The organism is Ignavibacteriota bacterium (assembly GCA_016716225.1).
GTDB lineage: Bacteria > Bacteroidota > Ignavibacteria > Ignavibacteriales > Melioribacteraceae.
On record JADJWT010000001.1, the window covers coordinates 3,993,551 to 4,016,889 of the forward strand.

General features: G+C 31.0%; 20 protein-coding genes. 7 read left to right on the plus strand and 13 right to left on the minus strand.

All coding sequences use genetic code 11. The features are described 5' to 3' along the window. The first annotated feature begins 3 nt into the window (after nt 1-3). The 5 genes from IPM32_17155 (at nt 4) to groL (ending at nt 5,121) form a co-directional block, all read left to right on the plus strand. The gene (locus tag IPM32_17155; protein ID MBK8946977.1) at nt 4-1,191 is read left to right on the plus strand and encodes a trypsin-like peptidase domain-containing protein; all 1,188 of its coding nucleotides are present in this window, start codon (nt 4-6) and stop codon (nt 1,189-1,191) included. After that, nucleotides 1,188-2,489, plus strand: coding sequence for an adenylosuccinate lyase (locus IPM32_17160; GenBank protein MBK8946978.1), 1,302 nt, complete (start codon nt 1,188-1,190; stop codon nt 2,487-2,489). The genes IPM32_17155 and IPM32_17160 overlap by 4 nt, the downstream gene beginning before the upstream one ends. Before the next feature lie 13 nt (nt 2,490-2,502). Then, nucleotides 2,503-3,012, plus strand: a complete 510-nt coding sequence (gene bcp, locus IPM32_17165; protein MBK8946979.1) for a thioredoxin-dependent thiol peroxidase — start codon at nt 2,503-2,505, stop codon at nt 3,010-3,012. A gap of 138 nt (nt 3,013-3,150) precedes the next feature. Beyond that, nucleotides 3,151-3,447: a co-chaperone GroES gene (groES, locus tag IPM32_17170; protein ID MBK8946980.1), complete on the plus strand. Its 297-nt coding sequence runs from the start codon at nt 3,151-3,153 to the stop codon at nt 3,445-3,447. 36 nt (nt 3,448-3,483) lie between these two features. Further along, a complete protein-coding gene (groL, locus tag IPM32_17175; GenBank protein ID MBK8946981.1) occupies nt 3,484-5,121 on the plus strand; it encodes a chaperonin GroEL in 1,638 nt (545 codons plus the stop codon). Nucleotides 5,122-5,187: 66 nt separating this feature from the next. Here the strand turns inward: groL and IPM32_17180 are convergent, their stop codons facing one another. The 11 genes from IPM32_17180 to ilvD form a co-directional block, all read right to left on the minus strand. Further along, complete coding sequence (locus tag IPM32_17180; GenBank protein MBK8946982.1) at nt 5,188-5,871, minus strand: Crp/Fnr family transcriptional regulator; 684 nt, start codon at nt 5,869-5,871, stop codon at nt 5,188-5,190. A 129-nt stretch (nt 5,872-6,000) separates the two neighbouring features. After that, nucleotides 6,001-6,537 carry a WG repeat-containing protein gene (locus IPM32_17185; GenBank protein MBK8946983.1) on the minus strand — a complete coding sequence of 179 codons (537 nt, stop codon included), beginning with the start codon at nt 6,535-6,537 and terminating at the stop codon, nt 6,001-6,003. A gap of 172 nt (nt 6,538-6,709) precedes the next feature. Continuing rightward, the gene (locus tag IPM32_17190) at nt 6,710-8,284 is read right to left on the minus strand and encodes a citramalate synthase (GenBank protein ID MBK8946984.1); all 1,575 of its coding nucleotides are present in this window, start codon (nt 8,282-8,284) and stop codon (nt 6,710-6,712) included. Nucleotides 8,285-8,297: 13 nt separating this feature from the next. Further along, the gene (locus IPM32_17195; GenBank protein ID MBK8946985.1) at nt 8,298-8,855 is read right to left on the minus strand and encodes a 3-isopropylmalate dehydratase; all 558 of its coding nucleotides are present in this window, start codon (nt 8,853-8,855) and stop codon (nt 8,298-8,300) included. A gap of 29 nt (nt 8,856-8,884) precedes the next feature. Continuing rightward, entirely contained in the window at nt 8,885-10,180 is a 1,296-nt protein-coding gene (locus IPM32_17200) for a 3-isopropylmalate dehydratase large subunit (protein ID MBK8946986.1), read from the minus strand. Between the two features lie 11 nt (nt 10,181-10,191). Then, nucleotides 10,192-11,772, minus strand: coding sequence for a 2-isopropylmalate synthase (locus tag IPM32_17205; protein ID MBK8946987.1), 1,581 nt, complete (start codon nt 11,770-11,772; stop codon nt 10,192-10,194). A 21-nt stretch (nt 11,773-11,793) separates the two neighbouring features. Next, complete coding sequence (gene leuB, locus IPM32_17210) at nt 11,794-12,891, minus strand: 3-isopropylmalate dehydrogenase (GenBank protein MBK8946988.1); 1,098 nt, start codon at nt 12,889-12,891, stop codon at nt 11,794-11,796. A gap of 10 nt (nt 12,892-12,901) precedes the next feature. Then, nucleotides 12,902-13,900 (minus strand): ketol-acid reductoisomerase, encoded by a 999-nt coding sequence (gene ilvC / locus IPM32_17215; protein MBK8946989.1) that lies wholly within the window; start codon nt 13,898-13,900, stop codon nt 12,902-12,904. A gap of 11 nt (nt 13,901-13,911) precedes the next feature. After that, on the minus strand, nt 13,912-14,424 hold the full coding sequence (ilvN, locus tag IPM32_17220) for an acetolactate synthase small subunit (GenBank protein MBK8946990.1): 513 nt from the start codon (nt 14,422-14,424) through the stop codon (nt 13,912-13,914). Between the two features lie 3 nt (nt 14,425-14,427). After that, nucleotides 14,428-16,143 (minus strand): biosynthetic-type acetolactate synthase large subunit, encoded by a 1,716-nt coding sequence (gene ilvB, locus IPM32_17225; protein ID MBK8946991.1) that lies wholly within the window; start codon nt 16,141-16,143, stop codon nt 14,428-14,430. 24 nt (nt 16,144-16,167) lie between these two features. Beyond that, nucleotides 16,168-17,844, minus strand: coding sequence for a dihydroxy-acid dehydratase (ilvD, locus tag IPM32_17230; GenBank protein MBK8946992.1), 1,677 nt, complete (start codon nt 17,842-17,844; stop codon nt 16,168-16,170). Nucleotides 17,845-18,293: 449 nt separating this feature from the next. On the opposite strand from ilvD, the gene IPM32_17235 reads away from it, so the two are divergent. Further along, a complete protein-coding gene (locus tag IPM32_17235) occupies nt 18,294-19,586 on the plus strand; it encodes an MFS transporter (GenBank protein MBK8946993.1) in 1,293 nt (430 codons plus the stop codon). Continuing rightward, nucleotides 19,583-20,215: a lysoplasmalogenase gene (locus tag IPM32_17240; GenBank protein ID MBK8946994.1), complete on the plus strand. Its 633-nt coding sequence runs from the start codon at nt 19,583-19,585 to the stop codon at nt 20,213-20,215. Before IPM32_17235 ends, IPM32_17240 begins: the two co-directional genes overlap by 4 nt. A gap of 147 nt (nt 20,216-20,362) precedes the next feature. On the opposite strand, the gene IPM32_17245 is transcribed toward IPM32_17240, so the two are convergent. Together IPM32_17245 and IPM32_17250 are read right to left on the minus strand one after the other, a co-directional pair. Further along, nucleotides 20,363-21,007: a hypothetical protein gene (locus IPM32_17245; GenBank protein MBK8946995.1), complete on the minus strand. Its 645-nt coding sequence runs from the start codon at nt 21,005-21,007 to the stop codon at nt 20,363-20,365. A 133-nt stretch (nt 21,008-21,140) separates the two neighbouring features. After that, nucleotides 21,141-23,228 carry a hypothetical protein gene (locus tag IPM32_17250; GenBank protein MBK8946996.1) on the minus strand — a complete coding sequence of 696 codons (2,088 nt, stop codon included), beginning with the start codon at nt 23,226-23,228 and terminating at the stop codon, nt 21,141-21,143. Nucleotides 23,229-23,339 lie beyond the last annotated feature (111 nt).

Below are 23,339 nucleotides of genomic sequence, written 5' to 3' on the forward strand. Positions count from 1 at the left end.
AAAATGAAAAATTTGAAATATGTTTTTTTGTCTTCGTTCATAACTTTACTTTTTGCATCTATTATATTTGCATATTTTTATTACGAAAAAATCAATAATTCTAATGATCAAAATCAGTTAAACTTACCATCGGAAAGTCGGCAGCAAATTACTGAAAACAGTTCCATCATTCCCGCTAACATTAGAAAACTTGTTGATAATACAGTTACAAATAGTCGCGAGAATATTATTACAAGTACAGTTAAAAATGTAAGCTCGGCAATTGTTGGAATTAACGTAACTCAAACAAGATATTTTAGAGATCCATATAGTTTCTTTTTTGATAGAGTATACGAAAGACAAATTCCCGGTGTTGGTTCTGGTGCAATTATTTCTCCAGATGGATACATTATTACAAATGATCATGTTGCCGGAGATGCCGATAAAATAGTTGTTACAATGACAGACGGAACAGAATACAAAGCTGAATTAGTTGGAACCGATCAATCATCTGATATTGCATTGTTAAAAATTAATGCAAGAAATCTTCCGTATATTCAATTTGGAAATTCTGATGATATTTTAATCGGTGAGTGGGTTATTGCACTTGGCAATCCATTTGGACTTTTTGAAATCAATGATAAACCTACTGTAACTGTTGGTGTTGTAAGCGCATTAAACATGAATTTAGGATTGATCCAAGATAGATACTATTTAAAGATGATTCAAACAGATGCTTCAATAAATTCCGGCAACAGCGGCGGACCATTAGTGAATAGTGTTGGTGAAATGATTGGAATGAACACAATCATTTGGCAAGAAAATCAAGGCGGAAGTATTGGCGTTGGTTTTGCAATTCCAATTAATACAATAAAAGATATTATAGAAGAATTAAAATCAAATGGATTTGTTAACAGAGATTTTTGGACTGGAATCAGTATTCATCCAATAGATGATGCAATCGCAAAATATTATAAATTAAACAGCACGTATGGAGTTATAATTTCAAATGTTGATAGAAGATCTCCAGCAGAAAAAGCTGGATTGGAAGTTGGAGATGTAATCTTAGAAGTAAACGGAGCAAAAATTAATAACGATAAAACTATTTTATATGTTTTTCATCAAGCAAGAACAAATGATATTTTAAAACTAAAAGTTCTCAGAGATAATAACACTCTTTTTATAAATATAAAATTAGAACCAAAACCATGATAGAAAGATATACTCGCCCGGAAATGGGAAAAATTTGGGAAGATGAATTTAAATTTTCAACTTGGTTAAAAATAGAAATTTTAGCTTGCGAAGCTCGTGCTGAAATGGGCGAAATTCCTAATGAAGATTTAGAAATTATTAAATCCAAAGCAAATTTTGATGTAAAAAGAATTTTAGAAATTGAAGAAGAAACCAAACATGATGTAATTGCATTTCTTACGAATGTTGCGGAATATGTCGGTCCGGAATCTCGTCATATTCATTACGGAATGACTTCATCAGATATTTTAGATACAACACTTTCTTACCAAATGAAAGCTGCCGGCGAAATTTTATTAAACGATTTAGAAAAATTAAAAATTGCACTTAAGAAAAAAGCACTTGAATATAAAAAAACAGTTTGCGTTGGAAGAAGTCATGGAATTCACGCAGAGCCAACAACTTTCGGATTAAAATTTGCGCTTTGGTACGAAGAAACAAAAAGAAATATTTTAAGATTAAAATCTGCAATTGAAACTATAAGTGTGGGACAAATTTCCGGTGCAGTTGGAACTTTCGATCATCTTTCTCCAAAAGTTGAAGAATATGTTTGCACAAAAATGGGATTAAAACCAGCTCCAGTTTCAACACAAGTAATTCAAAGAGATCGTCATGCAGAATTTCTTTCAACATTGGCAATTATTGGTGCAACTTTAGAAAAAATTTCAATTGAAATTAGACATTTACAAAGAACTGAAGTTTTAGAAGCGGAAGAATTTTTTTCAAAAGGACAAAAAGGTTCATCGGCAATGCCTCACAAAAGAAATCCGATTGTTTCTGAACGCATAACAGGTTTAGCAAGATTGCTTCGCGGAAATGCATCTGCAGCTTTAGAAAATGTTGCACTTTGGCACGAAAGAGATATATCACATTCTTCGGTTGAAAGAATTATTGTTCCAGATAGTACAATTATCTTAAATTATATGTTGAATCTTATGATAAATTTGATTGATAATATTTTAATTTATCCGGAAAATGCAATTGAAAATTTGAATAAAACACGCGGATTAATATTTTCGCAAAAAGTGTTGTTAGCATTAGTTGAAAAAGGTGTTACACGCGAAGAAGCTTATAAAATTGTCCAAACATCAGCAATGAAAGTTTGGCAAGAAAAATCCACAAATTTAGAAACAGAATTAAATTCATCGAACGAAATAAAAAAATATTTATCGGTAGATGAAATTGAAAAAATTTTTGACACAAACGAAATGGTTAAAAATGTTGATTACATTTTTAACCGATCTATTGAAATAAAATAGAAAGATAATTCATATGAGAATTCTTTTTTCAATATTACTTGCATCACTCTTAATTTCATGTAGTCACACAAATGAAGTATTAAAAGTTGGAGAAAAAGCACCGGATTTTTCCTTACAAGATTCTAAAGGAAATGAGTTTACACTTTCAGATTATCGTAATGAAACTCCGGTAATTATTTATTTTTATCCAAAAGCAAATACTCCGGGATGCACAAAAGAAGCTTGTGGAATTAGAGATAATTATTCAAAATTTGAAGAAAGCGGAATCAAGGTCTTCGGAATTTCTACAGATTCAAAAGATGCAATTCAACAATTCATTGCTGATCACAATTTGAATTTCACGCTTTTATCAGATGAAAGTAAAGAAGTTTCGCAAAAATATGGTGTTTTGAATGAATCAGGAAAAGCGAATAGAATTACTTTTATTATTGATAAATACGGAAATTTATCAAATATCTTAAAAGATATAAATGTCGAAACTCATGCAGATCAAGTATTTGAATTGGCAAAAAAATTATTGTAATCAGCAATTATAAAATCTAAAACCTTTCAAAGATTATTGCATCATATAATTTGATTTATTGAGCTCTTGACAATTTTTTTTTACTTTCATATATTAGCACTCGTCTTTAATGAGTGCTAATTTTAAAAGGAGAAAAAAATGAAAGAATTCAAAATTAAACCTCTGGAAGACAGAGTAATAGTAAAACCAAATAACGCGGTAGAAAAAACAAAAGGTGGTATAATTTTACCGGATACTGCAAAAGAAAAACCAATTGAAGGAACAATTGTAGCAGCTGGTCCAGGAAGAATTAAAGATGACGGCAACAAAATTTTAATGAGTGTAAAAGTTGGTGATAAAGTTTTATACGGAAAATATTCCGGGAATGAAATTACAATAGATGACGAACAATATCTAATAATGCGTGAAAGCGATATTTTCGGAATCTTATCATAGATTTTAATTTTAACAAACAAAATAAAGAGGATAAAAATGGCAGCAAAAATAGTTGAATTTGGCACTGATGCTCGCGCTGATTTAAAAGTTGGCGTTGATAAACTAGCCAATGCAGTAAAAGTTACTTTGGGTCCAAAAGGAAGAAATGTAGTAATTGATAAAAAGTTTGGCGCTCCAACAATTACAAAAGATGGTGTAACAGTTGCAAAAGAAATTGAATTGGAAAATGCAACTGAAAATATGGGTGCTCAAATGGTAAAAGAAGTTGCTTCAAAAACCAGTGATGTTGCGGGTGACGGAACAACTACAGCTACAGTTTTAGCTCAAGCAATTTTTAGAGAAGGATTGAAAAATGTTACCGCTGGCGCAAATCCAATGGATTTAAAAAGAGGAATTGATATTGCTGTAACAAAAGTTGTAGAATATTTAAGATCAATTTCCAAAGAAGTTGGCGGTAAAGATGAAATTGCACAAGTTGGCTCAATTTCAGCTAATAATGATAAAGCAATCGGTGAATTAATTTCTGATGCAATGGATAAAGTTGGTAAAGATGGCGTTATCACAGTTGAAGAAGCTAAAGGAACTGAAACCGGATTAGAAATCGTTGAAGGTATGCAATTCGATCGTGGTTATTTATCGCCTTATTTTGTTACAGATTCTGAAACAATGGAAGCCATTTTAGAAAGCCCACAAATTTTAATTCATGATAAAAAAATCTCTTCGATGAAAGACCTTCTTCCTGTACTTGAAAAAGTTGCTCAAGCTGGAAGACCACTTTTAATCATTTCTGAAGATTTGGAAGGCGAAGCATTAGCTACTTTAGTTGTTAATAAATTAAGAGGTACTTTAAGAGTTGCTGCTGTAAAAGCTCCGGGATTTGGAGATAGAAGAAAAGCAATGTTGGAAGATATTGCAGTATTAACTGGCGGAACTGTAATTTCTGAAGAAAGAGGTTATAAATTAGAAAATGCAACTGTTGAATTTTTAGGAACCGCTAAAAAAGTTGTAATTGATAAAGACAACACAACAATTGTTGAAGGTGCTGGCGAAAGCGATGAAATTAAAAAACGAGTAAATGAAATTAAAGCTCAAATTGAAAATACAACTTCAGATTATGATAGAGAAAAATTACAAGAAAGATTAGCAAAACTATCTGGCGGTGTTGCAGTATTGAAAATCGGTGCAGCAACTGAAATAGAAATGAAAGAAAAGAAAGCAAGAGTTGAAGATGCTTTACATGCTACTAGAGCAGCTGTTGAAGAGGGTATTGTTGCCGGTGGTGGTGTTGCATTAGTTAGAGCAGCAACTGTTCTTGATGATTTAAAAGGTGCAAATTCGGATCAAACAACCGGAATTAAAATTGTACAAAAAGCAATGGAAGAACCTTTAAAACAAATCGTTAATAATGCTGGATTAGAAGGAGCAGTTGTATTGAATAAAGTTAAGGAAGGAAAAGATGATTATGGATTTGATGCTTCATCTGATGAATATGTTAATATGATTTCTGCTGGTATTATTGATCCAACAAAAGTTACAAGAACTGCTTTAGAAAATGCAGCTTCAGTATCATCATTGTTAATAACTACAGAAGCAGTAGTTTATGAAAAGAAAACTGAAGAAAAAGCTCCGATGATGCCTCCTGGTGGTATGGGTGGTATGGATGGAATGTATTAATGTTTGGTTTCAATCACATAAAAAAGCCCAACTTTCGTTGGGCTTTTTTATTGTACAATCAAAATTTTATAAATATGTTGCTTTAAATTTATCAAATTGAAAAATTCTTAATTTAGAACCTTCCAATTCTATCAATCCTTTTTTTGCAAATGAATGGAGTGTTCTTGAAATTGTCTCTCTTGAAGTTCCAGCCATATTTGCCAAATCTTGTTGTAAAGGAAGTTTATCAATTTCAACTGCACCGGAACGAATTCTGCCATGATCATTAGCTAATTGAACGATAACCGTTGCAACTTTTCCTTCTGCGTCTTTAAGTGAAAGAGATTTAATTTGCATATCAGCAGTTCTTAATCTTTTTGATAATTCTTGCATTAATGCAATTGAAATTTCGGGGTGTTCTTTTAGAAATTCTAAAAATTGATTTCGCTGTATAATAAATAATTCCGAGTCTTCAATAGCTGTTACAGTTGCAGATCTTGATAATCCATCAAGTAAAGCCATTTCGCCAAAAATATCTGCTTCGGAAAGTATATTTAATATTACTTCTCTTCCGTCATTACTTGTTCTTGTTACTTTTACTTTTCCGGTTATAATAATAAATAGTGCACCGCTTTCATCTTCTTCCATTAAAATTATTGTTTCTTTTTTAAATGCTTTCCTTACTCCAACTTGAGATATTTGTTCAATTGTTTCATCTGGTAAATCAGAGAAAATTGGAACATAATACAAAAAGTCAGATGATGATTTCATGTAACCCTCCCGAATGAGTGCACAACAAAATTATTACTAAACAAAAACAATTTTATTCTTTAATATATTATTTTATTTTGAAAATGTTTACAAATTTTTTCAAAACAAAATACAATTTGTAGAATTTCTTTAGTAGGATTTACTTTTTTTAGGGATTCTATTTTGAAGTATACTTTTTGCCGGTTCTTTGATTTGGTCAAGGTAAATATCACTTGAAATTTCTGGTATATGCATTAATGATTTTCTGTCAACAAATTCAATGCTCGAATCAAAATTATGTAATATTAATCCACTTCCAAAACGTTCAATTTTTTGATATGAAATTGGAATTATTTTTCTACCTCTTTTATTTAATAATCCGTACTTATTCCCTTTTTTAATTTTTGTAATTCCAAACATTCCATAAAAAGGAAAAAGTGAATCATACTTTTCGGAAGAAATTTCTTCCCCGTTTTCATTATAAATTTTCCAGAAAGAACCTTCTCTGGCAGCAATTAATTTTAAACCAAACGAAAGTCTAAAAACTTCATTAAACTGCAGAGGAAGAATTTCATTGCCATCTAAATCGTTAATTCCCCAAAGTTCATTTTCTTTAAAACGGATAGTATTTGATAGAATACCAATATATTGATATTTATTCTTCACATACATTTTTTTGGGTTGCATAACTTTTCCGTATAAGTTTAATTTCTATATTGAAAAATAAACTTTTTGAAAAAAATTTGTGTGAGTTACAACACTATATTTTATTGAAAATTATTGAGAAAGAAACCCATTTTTTTTACCCTTTCTCAATGAAAATATTTTAAAAAGATTATTTTAAGAAAATTTAAATTATTTAATTTTTTATAATTAATTTAGTTTTAAATAATTTATAATTCATTGCATCTGTTAGAGCCATTAAACTGGCTTCAATTATATTTTCAGAAAGTCCTACAGTTGACCAATTAATTTCGCCGTCGCTAGATTCAATCAAAACTCTAACTTTTGCTTTCGTCCCATTTTTATCGCCAAGAACTCTTACTTTATAATCAATCAATTTAATTTGTCCAATTTCTGGGAAAAATCTCATTAAGGCTTTTCTTAATGCACTGTCTAATGCATTTACAGGACCATTTCCATCCGCTGCAGTATGCTCAATTTCTCCATTTACTTCAACTTTTAAAACTGCTTCGGAATAGTGAATATTATTTTGATCTTGTAAAACATTAACTTTGGCATATTTCACCGAAAAGAACGGCTTATATTCTTTTAATTCACTTCTTAATAAAAGTTCAAACGTTCCTTCTGCACCGTCAAATTGGTAACCATCAAACTCCATTGATTTTAAATAATTCACAAAATTTTTGCTAAACTCTTTTTCTTCAGGAAGATTTATTCCAAATTCTTTTGCTTTATATCGAATATTACTTTGTCCCGATAAATCAGATACTACTACTCGTTGTTTATTTCCAACGGTTTTCGGATCTAAATGTTCATACATTCTACTGTCTTTTAAAACTGAGCTAACGTGAATTCCTCCTTTGTGGGCAAATGCTGAAAGACCGACAAACGGCGCTCTTGTATTTGGTTCAATATTCATTATTTCAGAAATGAAATGAGAAATTGAGGTTGTTTTTGTAACGTCTAATTTATCTGAAAATTTATGTCCCATTTTAAAAACTACATTTGGAATAATGCTTGATAAATTTGCATTACCGCATCTTTCACCAACTCCGTTTATTGTTCCTTGAATATGGACTGCTCCGGCTTTTATTGCCATCAATGAATTAGCAACACCGAGATCTCCATCATTGTGTGCATGAATTCCAATGGGTAAATTAAATTTATTTTTGACATCAGTTACTATATCAAATATTTCATTTGGTAAGGTTCCTCCATTTGTATCACAAAGAACCAAAACGGATGCCCCGGCTTGCTCCGCTGCTTTCAACATTTTTAATGCAAATTCAGCATCATCTTTATAACCATCAAAAAAATGTTCCGCGTCATAAATTATTTTGCGACCTTCTTTAACAAGAAATTCAACTGAATTGAAAATGAGTTCCTCATTTTGAGCATCAGTTAAACCCAAACTCTTTTCAGAATGGAATCTCCAAGTTTTCCCAAATATAGAAATATATGGTGTTTCTGCTTTAAGTAAAAGCTGCAAGTTATTATCTTGGTTTATCTTATCTGGATATCTTGCAGTTGAGCCGAATGCACAAACTTTTGCGTGTGATAATTCCAGATTTTTAACTAATCGAAAATATTCCTCATCTTTTGGGTTACTTCCAGGCCAACCACCTTCAATAATATCGACACCAAAGGTATCTAATTTTTGGGTAATTAATAATTTGTCTTGAAGTGAAAGATTAATTCCCTCACCTTGAGTTCCATCTCTAAGAGTTGTATCAAATAGTTCAATTTTCATAATTTTTCTTTTTTTATATCATGTTATTTTTTCTAGCATACTCAAAAATTCCGCCCGCTTCAACAATCGGGAGTACGCTTCCAAGTTGCTTAAGATAATAAACAGAATTAGTTGAATTATTTATTAGCTGATAATTTTCCAAATCAATTTCAATTTCATCACCAGTTGCAATTATTTCATTTAATTTTTGATTTGATTCTAATGGAACTAAAAATCCGCCGTCAACAGAATTTCTGTAAAAAATTCTAGCGTAAGATTCTGCAATTATTGCTTTTACGCCAGCTTTATTAAGTGCAAATGGAGCGTGCTCCCTTGATGATCCGCAGCCAAAATTTGAACCGCCAATAATCACATTGAATTCTGATAAATACTGTCCATCCTCTATAAATGGCTTTCCACCATTTGGCAAACCCGCTTGATTTATCGGAACTCCGGATAATGCAAATTGTCCGTATTTCTTTGATTCATCTTCATCAGTTAAACTATAAACTAAATGTTCTGCGGGAATTATTTGATCTGTATCAATATTATTTCCCAAAACAAATGCTTTACCTTTAATAATTTTTTCCATGTTAACCTAATTTTTAAATAACATTTTAATTACAGAAAATCTCTTGGATCAGTTATTATTCCATTTACTGCAGAGGCTGCAACCGTTAACGGAGAAGCTAAATAAACTGATGATTTCTTACTTCCCATTCTTCCGGGGAAATTTCTATTTGTTGTTGAAATAACAACATCCATATCAACACTTCTTCCAACTGTATCATCTGGTCCGCCAAGACAAGCTGCACAAGAACTTTGAGCAATAACGCAACCGGCATTGACAAAAATTTCTTTCAGTGAAATTCCATTATATGTTTCTATTTCCAAATCTTTTGCTATTTGAGTAGAAGCAGGTACAACGAAAGTCGGAACTTTAACTTTATTCCCAAATAAAATTTTTGATGCAAATTTGAAATCAGAAAGTTTTCCGCCCGTGCACGAGCCAATATATGCTTTTGTCAATTTTGTCCCTTCCACATTTCTTACAGTGTCTCTATTATCGGGGCTGTGAGGTTTTGCAACTAATGGCTCCATTTTATTTACATCATAATTAAATTTGCTTACGTATTTTGCATCAACATCACTATTAAAAATTTCATATTCATACACACCTTTAGATTTCACATAATCTTCTGTAATTTGATCTGCGGCAATAATTCCATTCATAGCTCCAGCTTCAATTGCCATATTTGTGAGAGTCATTCTTTCATTCATATCAAGTGAAAAAACACCTTCTCCATCAAATTCTAATGCGCGATATGTCCCACCATCAGTTGTAATATCTCCAAGAATTGCAAGAATTAAATCTTTTGCAGTTAAATATTCCGGCAATAATCCATTAAATGTGAATTTCATTGTATCCGGAATTTTTTCCCAAATTTTTCCAGTACCTAAAATAAATGCCGCGTCAGTATTTCCAACTCCGGTTGAAAACATTCCGAAAGCTCCGGAAGTACATGAATGTGAATCCGTTCCAATTAAAACTTTTCCGGGAACATTGTAACCTTCTTCTGCAAGTGCAATATGGCAAACTCCTTTGTATCTTTCAGTGCCAACATCATAATAATTATCTATTTGGTATTCACTTGCAAACTGGCGAAGAATTTCAACATTTCTGTTTGCATGCTTATTTGCTGTAAAGATATAATGATCCGGGAAAATTACTAATTTATCTTTATCCCAAATTTTTGCTTTTGAACCAAATTGTTCTTTCCAAATACCAATAGTTGGTGGTCCGCAAACATCGTGTGTCATTAAAGTATCAACATTTAACCAAACGCTTTCGCCCGGAGTAACATTTCTCAATCCGGCAGATTTTGCTAATATTTTCTCAGTAATTGTCATGCCCATAGTTTTATCCTTTATACAACTTTTGTCAATTCACTTTGTGAATTAAATTTTTTATCTAATTGAATTGATGTATTTTTTTTATTTAACGCACTTAAATAAGCCAATGCGCTTGCTTCAATAATATCTGTTGAAATTCCTCTTCCAGTAAATGATTTAGAGTTACTTCTTATTCTTACTAAAACTTCACCTAAAGCTTGTCTTCCGGATGTAACAGATCTAACATTATATGATTCAACTTCCGGATGAATACTTAAAGCACGCTCAATTGCGTTAAATACTGCATCTATTGGTCCATCGCCAATTGCAGATTCTTGAATAATTTTTCCATCGACTTTAATTCGCACAACCGCATTTGGTATTGAATTTGATCCGGAAGTAATTTGCAAATGATCTAATGAATATAAATCATCTTTGTGAGAAATTGTATCACCCATTAAAATTCGCAAATCTTCGTCAAATACTTCTTTCTTTTTATCAGCAAGTTTTGTGAATTCATCATAAAGTTGAATTAATTGTTCTTCGCTTACTTCATAGCCAAGTTCATTTAATCTTGATTTTAATCCATGTCTTCCAGAATGTCTTCCTAAAATAATTTTGGTTTTGGGATATCCGACAATTTCCGGAGTCATTATTTCATAAGTCTCTCTGTTTTTCAACATACCATCTTGATGAATTCCGGATTCATGTGCAAACGCATTTTCGCCAACAATTGCTTTATTCCGTTGAACCAAAATTCCGGTAAATCCGGAAACCAATTTGCTAGAATTATAAATTTCTCTTGTGTTTATATCTGTATCAAAATTTAATAAATCTCCGCGGACTTTTAACGCCATAACAATTTCTTCCAACGAAGCATTTCCGGCGCGCTCACCAATTCCATTTATTGTGCACTCTACTTGTCTTGCACCATTCTCTATTGAAGCAATTGAATTTGCAACTGCTAAACCCAAATCATTATGACAATGAACGCTGATAATCGCTTTATCAATATTTTTAACACGACTTTTTAATTCTCTTATTTTATTTCCAAATTCTGTTGGAAAAGTATATCCGGTTGTGTCCGGAATATTTACAACATTTGCACCGGCTTCAATTGCTGCTTCAATTACTTCCGATAAATATCCGATATCTGTTCTTCCGGCATCTTCTGCAGAATACTCAACATCGCTGCATAAAGATTTTGCATACGCAACAGAATCAAAAGTCATTTTAAGAATTGTTTTACGTTTTTCCTCAAGAGAAATGCCATATTTTTCATGACCAAATTTTCCAAGAATGTGATAATCCGAAGTACTAGTAAAAGTATGAATGCGTTTATATTTAGCCGGCTGTAAAGCTTTAAAAGCTGCATCAATATCTTTTTCATTCGCTCTGGAAAGTCCGGCAATAATTTTTTCCACTTCCGAGGAAATTGCATGAACGGCATCAAATTGTGCGGGAGAAGAAACCGGAAAACCCGCTTCAATAACGTCAACATTTAATTTTGCAAGCTGATGCGCAATTTCAAGTTTTTCATAAATATTTAATGAGGCTCCCGGAGATTGTTCGCCATCGCGTAACGTAGTATCAAATATTATAATTTTTTCTTTCATAATTTCCTCAAATTTGAATTACTAAAGTAAAAACACTCCGATAGCTTCTTCCGTAAAAACCTTTTCTATATTATTGATAATTAGCGATGTCATTTCTGTTGTTGAAACAACTTTACTTTCTGAAGTAGCAATATCAGAAGTTCTAAAACCCTCATCTAATGTTAATGTTATTCCTTTCTCAATAATTTCTGCGGCTTTAGTCATACCAAATGATAAATCAAACATCATTGCTGCAGAAGAAATTGCTGCTATAGGATTTGCTTTGTTTTGTCCGGCAATATCCGGTGCGCTTCCATGAACCGGTTCATAAAGCGAATATTTATTTCCCAAACTTGCCGATGGCAACATTCCTAAACTTCCGGTTATCATTCCGGAAATATCGCTTAAAATATCGCCAAAAATATTTCCAGTTAGAATTACATCAAATTGTTTAGGATTTCGTACAAGCTGCATTGCCGCATTATCAACATACATGTGATTCAATTTTATATCCGGATAATCTTTGTGAACTTTCTCTACCACATTTCGCCAAAATTGTGAAACCTCAAGAACATTTGCTTTATCAACACTTGTTACAACTTTTTCTCTTTTTGCGGCAATCTCAAAAGCTTTTCTTGCAATTCGTTCAACTTCATGAGTTGAATAAATCATTGTGTTCCAGCCTTTGTTTTCATCCATACCGCGCGGTTGACCAAAATAAATTCCGCCGGTTAATTCTCTAAGAACAATAAAATCAGTTCCATCCAAAACATCTTTTTTTAATGTAGAATTATCCAACATGGAAGGATAAATTCTTGCCGGTCTAATATTTGCAAAAAGCTCTAATTTTTCCCTTAGCTTAAGCAAAGCCGCTTCCGGCTTTAAGTGATGCGGAAGTTTTTCCCATTGCAATCCGCCAACAGCTCCAAGAAATACCGCATCGGAATTATAACATCCTTGAAGAGTTTCTTCGGTTAACGGAGTTCCAAATTTATCATAACAATTTCCGCCAATTGCGTATTCATTAAATTCAATTTTTAAATTGAATTTTTCTGCAATAAAACTTATAACTTTTACAGCAGCATTTGTAACTTCAATTCCAATACCGTCTCCAGGTAAAAGTGCAATTTTATAATTCATAAATCCTCAATTACTTTTTATTCTTTAAAAGCCAAGACATCATATTTCTTAATTCACCGCCAACTTTTTCAATTCCATGTTCTTGATTTGACTTGCGAAGATTGCTAAAATTTGGTGATCCATTTTTAATTTCACTTATAAATTCATTTGCAAAACTTCCGTCTTGAACTTCTGTCAAAATTTTCTTCATTTCATTTTTCGTTTCTTGAGTAATTAATCTTGGACCTCTTGTCATTCCGCCGTATTCCGCAGTATCACTTACAGAAAAATTCATTCTTGAAAGTCCGCCTTCATAATAAAGATCAACAATTAATTTCATTTCGTGCATACATTCAAAATATGCTAATTCCGGTGGATATCCAGCTTCAACTAAAACTTCAAATCCGGCTTTAATTAATTCTGCCGAACCGCCGCACAACACAGCTTGTTCACCGAATAAATCTGTTTCAGTTTCATTTTTAAAATTTGTTTCGATAACTCCGGCTTTAGTTCCGCCAATTCCTTTTGCCCAAGCCAATGCTAAATCAAGTGTGTTTCCGGTATAATCTTGATGAACTGCAATTAAACACGGAACTCCATTTCCTTGTTCATAAGTCCTGCGAACTAAATGCCCCGGACTTTTTGGTGCAATCATCATTACATTTACATTTGCTGGAGGAACAATTTGTTTATAATGAATATTAAATCCATGACCAAAAGCTAATGTATCACTTTCTTTTAGATATGGAGCAATTTCAGAATCGTAAACAGATTTCTGAGTTTGATCCGGTAAAAGAATCATAATAACGTTGGAATTTTTTACCGCTTCTGAAACTGTATAAACTTTTAATCCAGCTTCTTCAGCAACTTTCCAATTCTTACTGTTTTCTTTAAGCCCAACACAAACATTCATTCCGCTATCTTTTAGATTTAGTGCATGCGCGTGTCCTTGACTTCCATATCCAAGTACCGCTATATTTTTATTTTTTAGTAACTCTAATGACGCATCTTGATCATAATAAACTTTCATTGTTACTCCATTTATTTTAATTTATTTTTTTTGCTTGCAGGTTGAATTTGTTCTCCTCTTTTCATCGCAATGGTTCCAGATCTCGCCATTTCTTTAATTCCAAATGGAAGGAATATATTCACAGCAGCTTCAATTTTTTCTGGAGGTCCGGTAATTTCCAAAGTAATACTTTTATTGTTTATATCAACAACTTTACCTCTAAAAATATCACTTAAATTTTTTATTTCTTGTATAGAATTATTTTCAAGACTTACTTTTATAAGTGCAAGTTCACGAACTGTTTTCGGTTCCTTACTTAAATCAACTACCTTAATTGTGTCAATCAACCTATTCAATTGTTTTACAACTTGATCTAAAATCTGATCATTACCTTCGGTAACAATTGTCATTCGAGAAACTTCTTCAATTTCAGTTTGACCAATTGAAATAGAGTCTATATTAAATCCTTTTCCACTAAACATTGTTGCAACTCTATCAAAAGCTCCAAACCTATTTTCTACTAAAACAGAAATTATTCTTTTCATATATTACACCATTTTTTTAGGATTTAGTCTTTTTACAATCATATCACTAACAGAACCGCCAGAAGGCACCATTGGAAATACCATATCTTCTTTCACAACTTTAAATTCAATAAGAGTTGGACCATCATTATAATTTAAAACTTTATCAATAAGTTCATCAACTTCTTCAATTTTATCTGTTGAAAATGATTTAACACCAAAAGCATCAGCAACTTTTGTAAAATCCGGATTACTTTTACTTAAATCAGTAAAGCTATATTTTTCTGCATGATATAATTCCTGCCATTGTCTAACCATTCCCAAAAAGCTATTATTGAGAATTATAAATTTTATGGGAAGTTTATAAGCTACTGCTGTTATTAATTCTTGTATATTCATTTGGAAACCACCGTCTCCATTAAATGAAATTATGGTTTTACCCTTATTTGCGAATGCTGCTCCAATTGATGCTGGAACAGAGAAGCCCATAGTTCCTAAACCACCGCTGGTAACATGAGATCTTGGATTTACAAATTTATAATATTGCGCAACCCACATTTGATGTTGACCAACATCGGTAACAATTATTGCATCGCCTTTTGTTTTTTCTGATATTCTTTCAATTACATATTCTGTACGTAATTTTATATCATCTTTTTCATAACATAGTGGGCACTCTGTTCTCCAGTGATTTATTTGATTCCACCATTCAGTTAAATCTGCTTTACCGTTTAATTCACTTGCTATTTCAGCAATTACATGTTTTACATCTCCAACAATTGGAAGATCAACTAATACATTTTTATCAATTGCTGTTGGGTCAATATCAACATGAATTTTATATGAGTTTGGAGAAAATGTTTCGATGTTTCCGGTAACACGATCGTCAAATCTAGCGCCTAAAGCTATTAAACAATCACATTCATTAATTGCCATATTTGCCCAAAAAGTTCCATGCATACCAAGCATTCCTAATGATTGTGGATCAGTTCCCGGAAATGCTCCTAAACCTTGCAAAGTCATTGTTACGGGAATTCCGGTTTCTTTTGCCAAAACGTGAAGTTCTTTATTTCCATCCGACATAATAACTCCACCGCCAACATACAATAATGGTTTTTTAGCATTTTGAATTATTTGCGCAGCTTTTTTAATTTGATTTATGTGACCTTTATATTGAGGTTTATAACCTCTAATATCAGTTTTTGATGGATAAACAAATTCTGTTTCCATAGCAATAATATTTTTTGGAAGATCTACAAGAACCGGTCCAGGTCTTCCGGTAGAAGCGATGTAAAATGCTTTTTGAATAGTTGGCGCCAATTCTTCTATTGAACGAACTAAAAAATTATGTTTAGTAATTGGCCGAGTGATTCCAACAATATCAGCTTCTTGAAATGCATCATTACCAATTAAGTGAGTTGCAACTTGTCCGGTAAAAACAACAAGCGGAACAGAATCCATATAAGCATCGGCAATTCCGGTAACTGTGTTTGTTGCACCAGGTCCGGAAGTAACTAAAACAACCCCAGGTTTTCCGGTAACCATTGCATAACCTTTAGCCATATGAGTTGCACCTTGTTCATGTCTAACTAATATGTGTTGAAGGAAATCAATGTCATAGAGTTTTTCATAAATTTTTAATGTTGCGCCTCCGGGATATCCGAAAATTACTTCAACATTTTCTTTTTTTAATGATTCAAAAAATATTTCTGCACCAGACAGTTTTTTAGTTGGACTCATTTTATTTTCCTTCCATCATAAAGTTTAGATTTTTAATATTGCTCCAGTATTAGCTGATGTTACCATTTGAGTATATCTTGCTAAATATCCCCGTTTAATTTTAGGTTCAAACTTTTCCAATTTACTTTTTCTAATTTTTATTTCTTCTTCACTTAAAATAACTTCTAATTTATTATTTGGAATGTCGATAGAAATTATATCACCATTTTTTACAACAGCAATTGTTCCGCCTTCTGCAGCTTCGGGAGATACATGTCCGATGCAAGCTCCGCGAGTTCCTCCGGAAAACCTTCCATCCGTGATTAATGCAACTTTACTCCCTAAACCCATACCCATAATTGCACTTGTTGGCGCTAACATTTCCGGCATTCCGGGTCCACCTTTTGGTCCTTCGTATCTAATAATAACAACATCTCCGGCTTTAACTTTTTTATTTTTAATTCCTTCAAGTGCTTCATCTTGACTATCAAAAATTACTGCAGGACCTTTGTGAACTAACATTTCCTTTTCAACAGCTGCTGCTTTAACAATTGAACCATTTTCAGCGAGATTTCCGAATAAGACAACTAATCCTCCGGTCTGCGAATACGGATTTTCTAATGTTTTTATTACATCATTATTTAGAATTTTAGAATTCATTACATTTTCTAAAAGCGAATTTCCGGTTACTGTTATAACATTATTTGATAATAAATTTTCATTCTTAGAAAGCTCATTAAGAATTGCAGAAATTCCGCCAGAAAAATGTACATCTTCAATGTGAATATCGGGACGAGCTGGACTTACTTTACAAATATTAGGAGTTTTTTCTGAAATTTTATTTATATCATTTAAATCAATTTCAATTCCAGCTTCATTGGCAATTGCCAAAGTATGAAGTATTGTGTTTGTACTTCCTCCCATTGCAACATCTAATGTAATTGCGTTCCTAATTGATTCTTTTGTAATAATATCTGAAGGTTTAATATTTTTTTCAATAAGTGTTAGGAGTTGTTTTGCGGATGCTTTCGCTAATTCATGTCGAGCTGGATCAATTGCTAAAATTGTTCCGTTTCCCGGAAGTGCCATTCCTAAAGCTTCCATTAAACAATTCATTGAATTTGCAGTAAACATTCCCGAACAGGAACCACAAGTTGGGCAACTTAAATCTTCTAATTCTTTTAATTCGCTTTCGTTTATTTCACCGGATTGAAATTTCCCGACTCCTTCAAATACAGTCACTAAATCGCTTGATTTTCCATTTGATAATTTTCCAGCCTTCATTGGTCCGCCAGAAATAAAAATTGTTGGAATATTTACTCGTACAGCTCCCATTAACATTCCGGGAACAATTTTATCACAATTTGGAATACAAATTAACCCATCTAATTGGTGAGCTTCAACAACTGTTTCAACTGAATCTGCAATTAGTTCGCGACTTGCAAGAGAATACCGCATTCCGATATGCCCCATTGCAATTCCATCATCAACACCGATTGTGTTAAATTCGAAAGGAATTCCGCCAAATTCCCTAATTGCATCCTTTACAATTTTACTAAATTCTTGAAGGTGAACATGACCGGGAATTAAATCAATATATGAATTACAAACTCCAATAAAAGGTTTGTTAAAATCTTGATCACTTTTAATAACTCCGGTTGCTTTTAACAAACTTCTGTGCGGAGCTTTATCATAACCTTTTTTAATTATATCAGATCTCAAATAGACCTCAAAAATTTATACCAATTTAACACCTCTTTTAAGGTCATTCCAAATTTAATATTAGGATTTTATTTCCGGGAATGACCTTTTATTCTAGCCAATAATAATAAGGCTGAGAATAAGGTTAATACCGAGAATAATCACGATGCTAATTGGTAGGTTTATTAAAATATTGATGTTTGCTGAGTTGTTTACATCAACTGAGAAGCTACTAGTAATATTTTTTTCTAAGTGTCTCATAATATTGACGGTAATTATATCAGTAAAAAAAATTTTTGTCAAGTATAAAAAAAATTATACCTATTTTATTTTTATATTTGTTTGAAAATTTTGAGATATTATTCGCATTACTAAATAATTATTCATTTTTTAAAATAGGGGTTTTTGTGACAGATAAAAAAAATCTGGAAACTTGGAATTTTCCAAAAGAATTTTGGCTCGCAAATTTTATGGAATTATTAGAAAGAGCTGCTTACTATGGATTTTTTATTGTAATAACTCTTTACTTAACAAATATTGTAAAGTTTTCAGATATTGAAACCGGAATTATTGCTGGAATTTTTGGGGCATTAATTTACTTCTTTCCTCCTTTTGCCGGCGCAATTAGTGATAAAATTGGTTTTAAGAACGGACTCATTTTAGCTTTTGCGTTTTTAACAGTTGGATATTTTTTCTTGGGAATTTTCCATTCAAAAATATTAGTAATATTTTTTCTTTTAATTGTCGTTGTCGGAGGGTCTTTTATAAAACCTCTTATTACAGGAACCGTTGCTAAAACTACAAACGAAGCAAATAAAGCAAGAGGATTTTCACTTTTTTACTGGGTTGTAAATATTGGAGCTTTCAGTGGTAAAACCGTTGTGCCTTCAATTAGACAAGGAATTGGTTTAGAATATGTGAATTTCTTTTCCGCCGGAATGTCTCTTCTGGCTTTGCTTTTTGCAATTTTCATTTTTAAAATTGATGAAAATCGTGTAGAAAAAAGTAAAACTTTTAAAGATGTTTTCAAATCCTTAAAGGCAATTTTTGCAACACCAAGACTTATAATTTTAACATTAATTGTTTCCGGATTTTGGCTAATTCAACATCAGCTTTATGCAACAATGCCAAAATATGTTATTAGACTATTAGGAGAAGAAGCAAAACCAGAATGGCTTGCAAATGTTAATCCACTTATTGTAGTACTTTTTGTTGTTATTATTACTCAACTTTTCAAAAAAGTAAAAGCTGTTTCAGTAATGTTAATTGGAATGATGATTATGCCCTTATCTGCATTAGCAATGGCTTCAAGTCAAACTTTAGAAACATTTACAGGAAACTCAGTTGATATATTTGGACTTTTCACAATGCATCCGCTAACTGTTATGATGATTATAGGAATTGGAATTCAAGGTTTGGCTGAATGTTTTATTTCACCAAGATTTTTGGAATATTTTGCGCTTCAAGCTCCCAAAGGTGAAGAAGGAACTTACATGGGATTTAGTCATTTGCATTCTTTCTTTTCATACTTAATAGGATTTTTCATCTCCGGATTTTTATTGGATGCATATTGTCCCGATCCAACAACATTACCTGCTGGAATTTCTGAAATTGAAAGAACAGCTATTTATGCAAACGCTCATATTATTTGGTATTATTTTGTTGCAATTGCTTCAGTTGCGGCAATAGCATTGTTTATTTTTAGATTGGTTACGAATAGAATTGATGAAAAAAAACAAAACATAATTTCTTCAAAAAATTGAAAATAGATTTTCTCCCGCTAATTTTAATTATTATATCGGTAGCAATTCATCTTGTTGCCGATTATAAAATTAAAAGTATTACATACTTCACAAAACCAATTCCAATGATTATTATTATTGGCTTCTTCTTATTCTCAGAAAATTGTTTTTCATCTAACAAAATTTTTATTCTTTTTGGATTTATTTTTTCTTTAACGGGTGATATTTTTTTATTGAATAAAAATAATTTTGTTAAAGGATTATTATCATTTCTAATTGCACATATTTTTTATATCATTTTTGTATTATCAACTTCTCAATTTCAATTTACAATTATTTTATTTGCAATTACATTTTTAATATTTTCAACTTTTTATTTTGCGATAATTAGTAAAATAAATTCCAATAAAATTTTTGTAATTATTTATTCACTAATTATTTTATTTCTACTTTGGCAATCTTTAGAGTGGACTTTTCCTTCACCAAATAATGTAAATATAATTTTCTTAATGGGAATAATTTCGTTTGTGATTTCAGATTCAGTTCTTGCATACAATAGATTTGTTAAAAGTTTTTATTTAGCACAATTCGTTATACTTTTTACATATTTTGCAGCACAGTATTTAATTCTAATTTCAATTTCTACATGAATTTGCAAATTGTTTTTGGTTGCAGAAAATTCTGTTGGTTTCTGATTTCCAAAATATTGAAAGTTACAAGGAAAATTGGGAGAATGAATTTTGCGTTAATGTGAGTTATCTAAAATATAATTTTAAAAAATTATTTTTATGATTTTTTTACACATCAATTTTGGATAAAAGTTTTGAAGCCTTGCTATACCCCAAAGAAACTGACGTTTTCAAATCTAATTTTGCTCCATCTAAATCATTAAGTTTAATTTTAACTTCTCCACGCTTATAATATGCAACAGCATATTTATTATTTATTCTCAATGCATTATTAAGATCTTCCAAAGCGCCGGAATGATCTTTATACAATTCTTTAATCTCAGCACGCATAAAATAAGCTGTTGAATTTTGCGGGTTTGATTTTATAGCTTTATCATAATCTTCAAGCGGACCTTTGTACGCATTAAGTTTTTCGTAATTTATCTCATTAGAAATTTTCATATTCTGTTGAAATAAATTTCCTTCAAGATTATTTAAGTCAATTACATCATAAGCTCTTGTATCACCCAAAGAAGCAGCTTTTTTTAAATCTTCAAGTGCTGCTTTTTTATTCTGAATCTTTAAATTTGCAACTCCGCGTTCATAATATGCGCAAGCATCTTTCGGATTTAACGCAATTTTTACTGTAAAATGTTTGATCCTTCCTTCGTAATCTCCATATCTCACCCGTTCACTTGGTTTTGATTTTTTGAATATAATAAAACCAATTGCCGAGATAAAGATAATTAGAGAAAATATCCAAATCTCCCCCATTTGGTAATCCCTTATTAAATAATATTTTATAATCGTTAAAATGATTTAGAAATTTAATTTTATGGTGTGATTTGAATTACATTTATGACTTGAAGAAATGTATTTTTTAACTGAGATTTCAATGTATGATTATTTATTTTTTATTGAAAAAACTTACAAATTCTTTTCCGTTCCAATATTTAATTTTATTCATAATATTTTCTCTAAACTCACGAGTATCTGTTAGTGGATAATTAAGTTTTCCGTTCTTAACTAATTTATCTCTATCAACACTTGCATTATCTCCAATAACAATGTGCGTTGGGATTAAACTATTATTAAACTCAACCCCGTACCAAAACATATTTTTATAGATATTTGCATTACCTTCATTTACTGAAATTCTTAATTTATTACCTTCTAATAGCGGTTCATGTGAAACAGAATTATATTTATTAAAATAAAGTTCACCCATATCCGTAAGCGGAAATAAAATATATTTATTAAAATCTGCCATTTTCATATTTAAAAAAGTATAATTTCTATTTGTTGGAAAAGTTCCTTCCAACTTATTGTGATCAATTGAAAATAAAAAAGCTCTGTGCATTCCGTTAGAAATTCCACCCGCAATAATTTCCTTAATTCCATCTTTATTAAAATCACTTAAAACTGCACCAACAATTCCACCGGAATGCCAAAGAATTTTGCTGATTTGTTTTCCGGTTCTAAGATTTAATTTCATAATTCCATTTGGGTAATAATTATTGTGCTGAAAAAAAATTAATATTTCAATTTCACTCCCATTATGAATTGTATCTATAATTCCATTAATTCCAAAACGGCCAGTAAATTTTTCATTATTCGTTTCAACACTATCGTGATGGAAATATTTCCAAATTTCTTCACCTTTATGATTGAACAAAATCAATGGTGCATAATCTTCAGCATAAGTTAATAAAACTTCATTTTTTCCATCGCCGTCATAGTCATAAATATTTGCAAAATTTTTTATTGAAACCGGTGAATCCTTAAATCTTGCATTCAAAATGTAAGATAAATCAGCTGATTTTTTTAACCATAAAACTTCATTCTTACTATTTTTAATTACATAACTTCTATTTTCAATTTCAATTTTGAAGGGATTTTTATCAATATTCAAAAAATAAAATATTGGAAAAGCAGTTATTACTAAACTCAAAAACAGAACAACAAATTTACTTTTAAGAAATTTTTTTGCACTCCATAATAAAATATTTTGTTTTTCAATTTTAATAATATCTCGTCTGTTTAAAACATCTGAAATATTTTTAACCGGCAAAATTTCAAGTTTACGATTTGGATAATTTTCTGATAAATCGTCAAATTCACTTTCTAAATTTTTGAAATCAGAAAACGGAAGAATAAATTTTGCTGAAGTAGAATAAAAAGCAATTCTTGATTTTGGCTTAATAATATCTTCACCTATTCCACCAATTTCACCATTTTTATTTACCGAGCCGGTAGCAATTATTTCATTTTCGTAAGATATTTTTTCTCTCAAATCATAAAATCTATATAGTTCATTTATAAAACCAATTGTAAGTGCAACTCCTAAAGAATCGCCTTCATAAATTCCTAATTTATTAACAAACTTAATTGTTACTTCCAAGTTTGGAAAAAATTTGCCAAAATTTGCAATGAAGAAATTTTCAGAAAATTTCCAAGAAGTATCAATTTGATGTTGAAGTTTTTCTTCTAAATGCGGCAAACTTGGTGAAATAATAAAATCAACTTTTTCAGAATTTCTATTTTTGTTTATTGAAATTTGCAAATATTCAACTGCACCAAAATTTTCAAACTGATTTTTTGATTTTTCTATTACGGGAAAACTTAAGTTACCTTTTATATTATTTCCTTTAAGAACAGAATCTAAAATATTAAGTTCGGATTCAATTCGGTTAATGTTCTTTTTTACAATTTCTAATGTTTCTAATTCCGGAATGTATTTGTAAAACTTTTTTATTGTACCAATTATTTTTATTGTATGATTTGGCTCAATTCCAAATGCGGAATAAAGATTTAAGGATTCAATTAAATGCGGTAAAAGTTCTAAACAATAAACTACTTTTAAATTTTCATCATCTTCAAAAGATAATTCTTCCAGAAATTCAATAAGTAAAAGAATTGATTTCCTTACAGATTTTTCATTCTGATGAATTTCTAAAAATTGATTTTTCCTTTCTTCAAAGTGAAATGAATTCATTTTTCAAATTAGTGAATTTAGTTTTGAGTAATATTTATAAATACTTTAATACTAAACTGATTTTCTGAACAATAATTTAATTCTTTTTTTGCTAAAAGTTTCTGATTATGT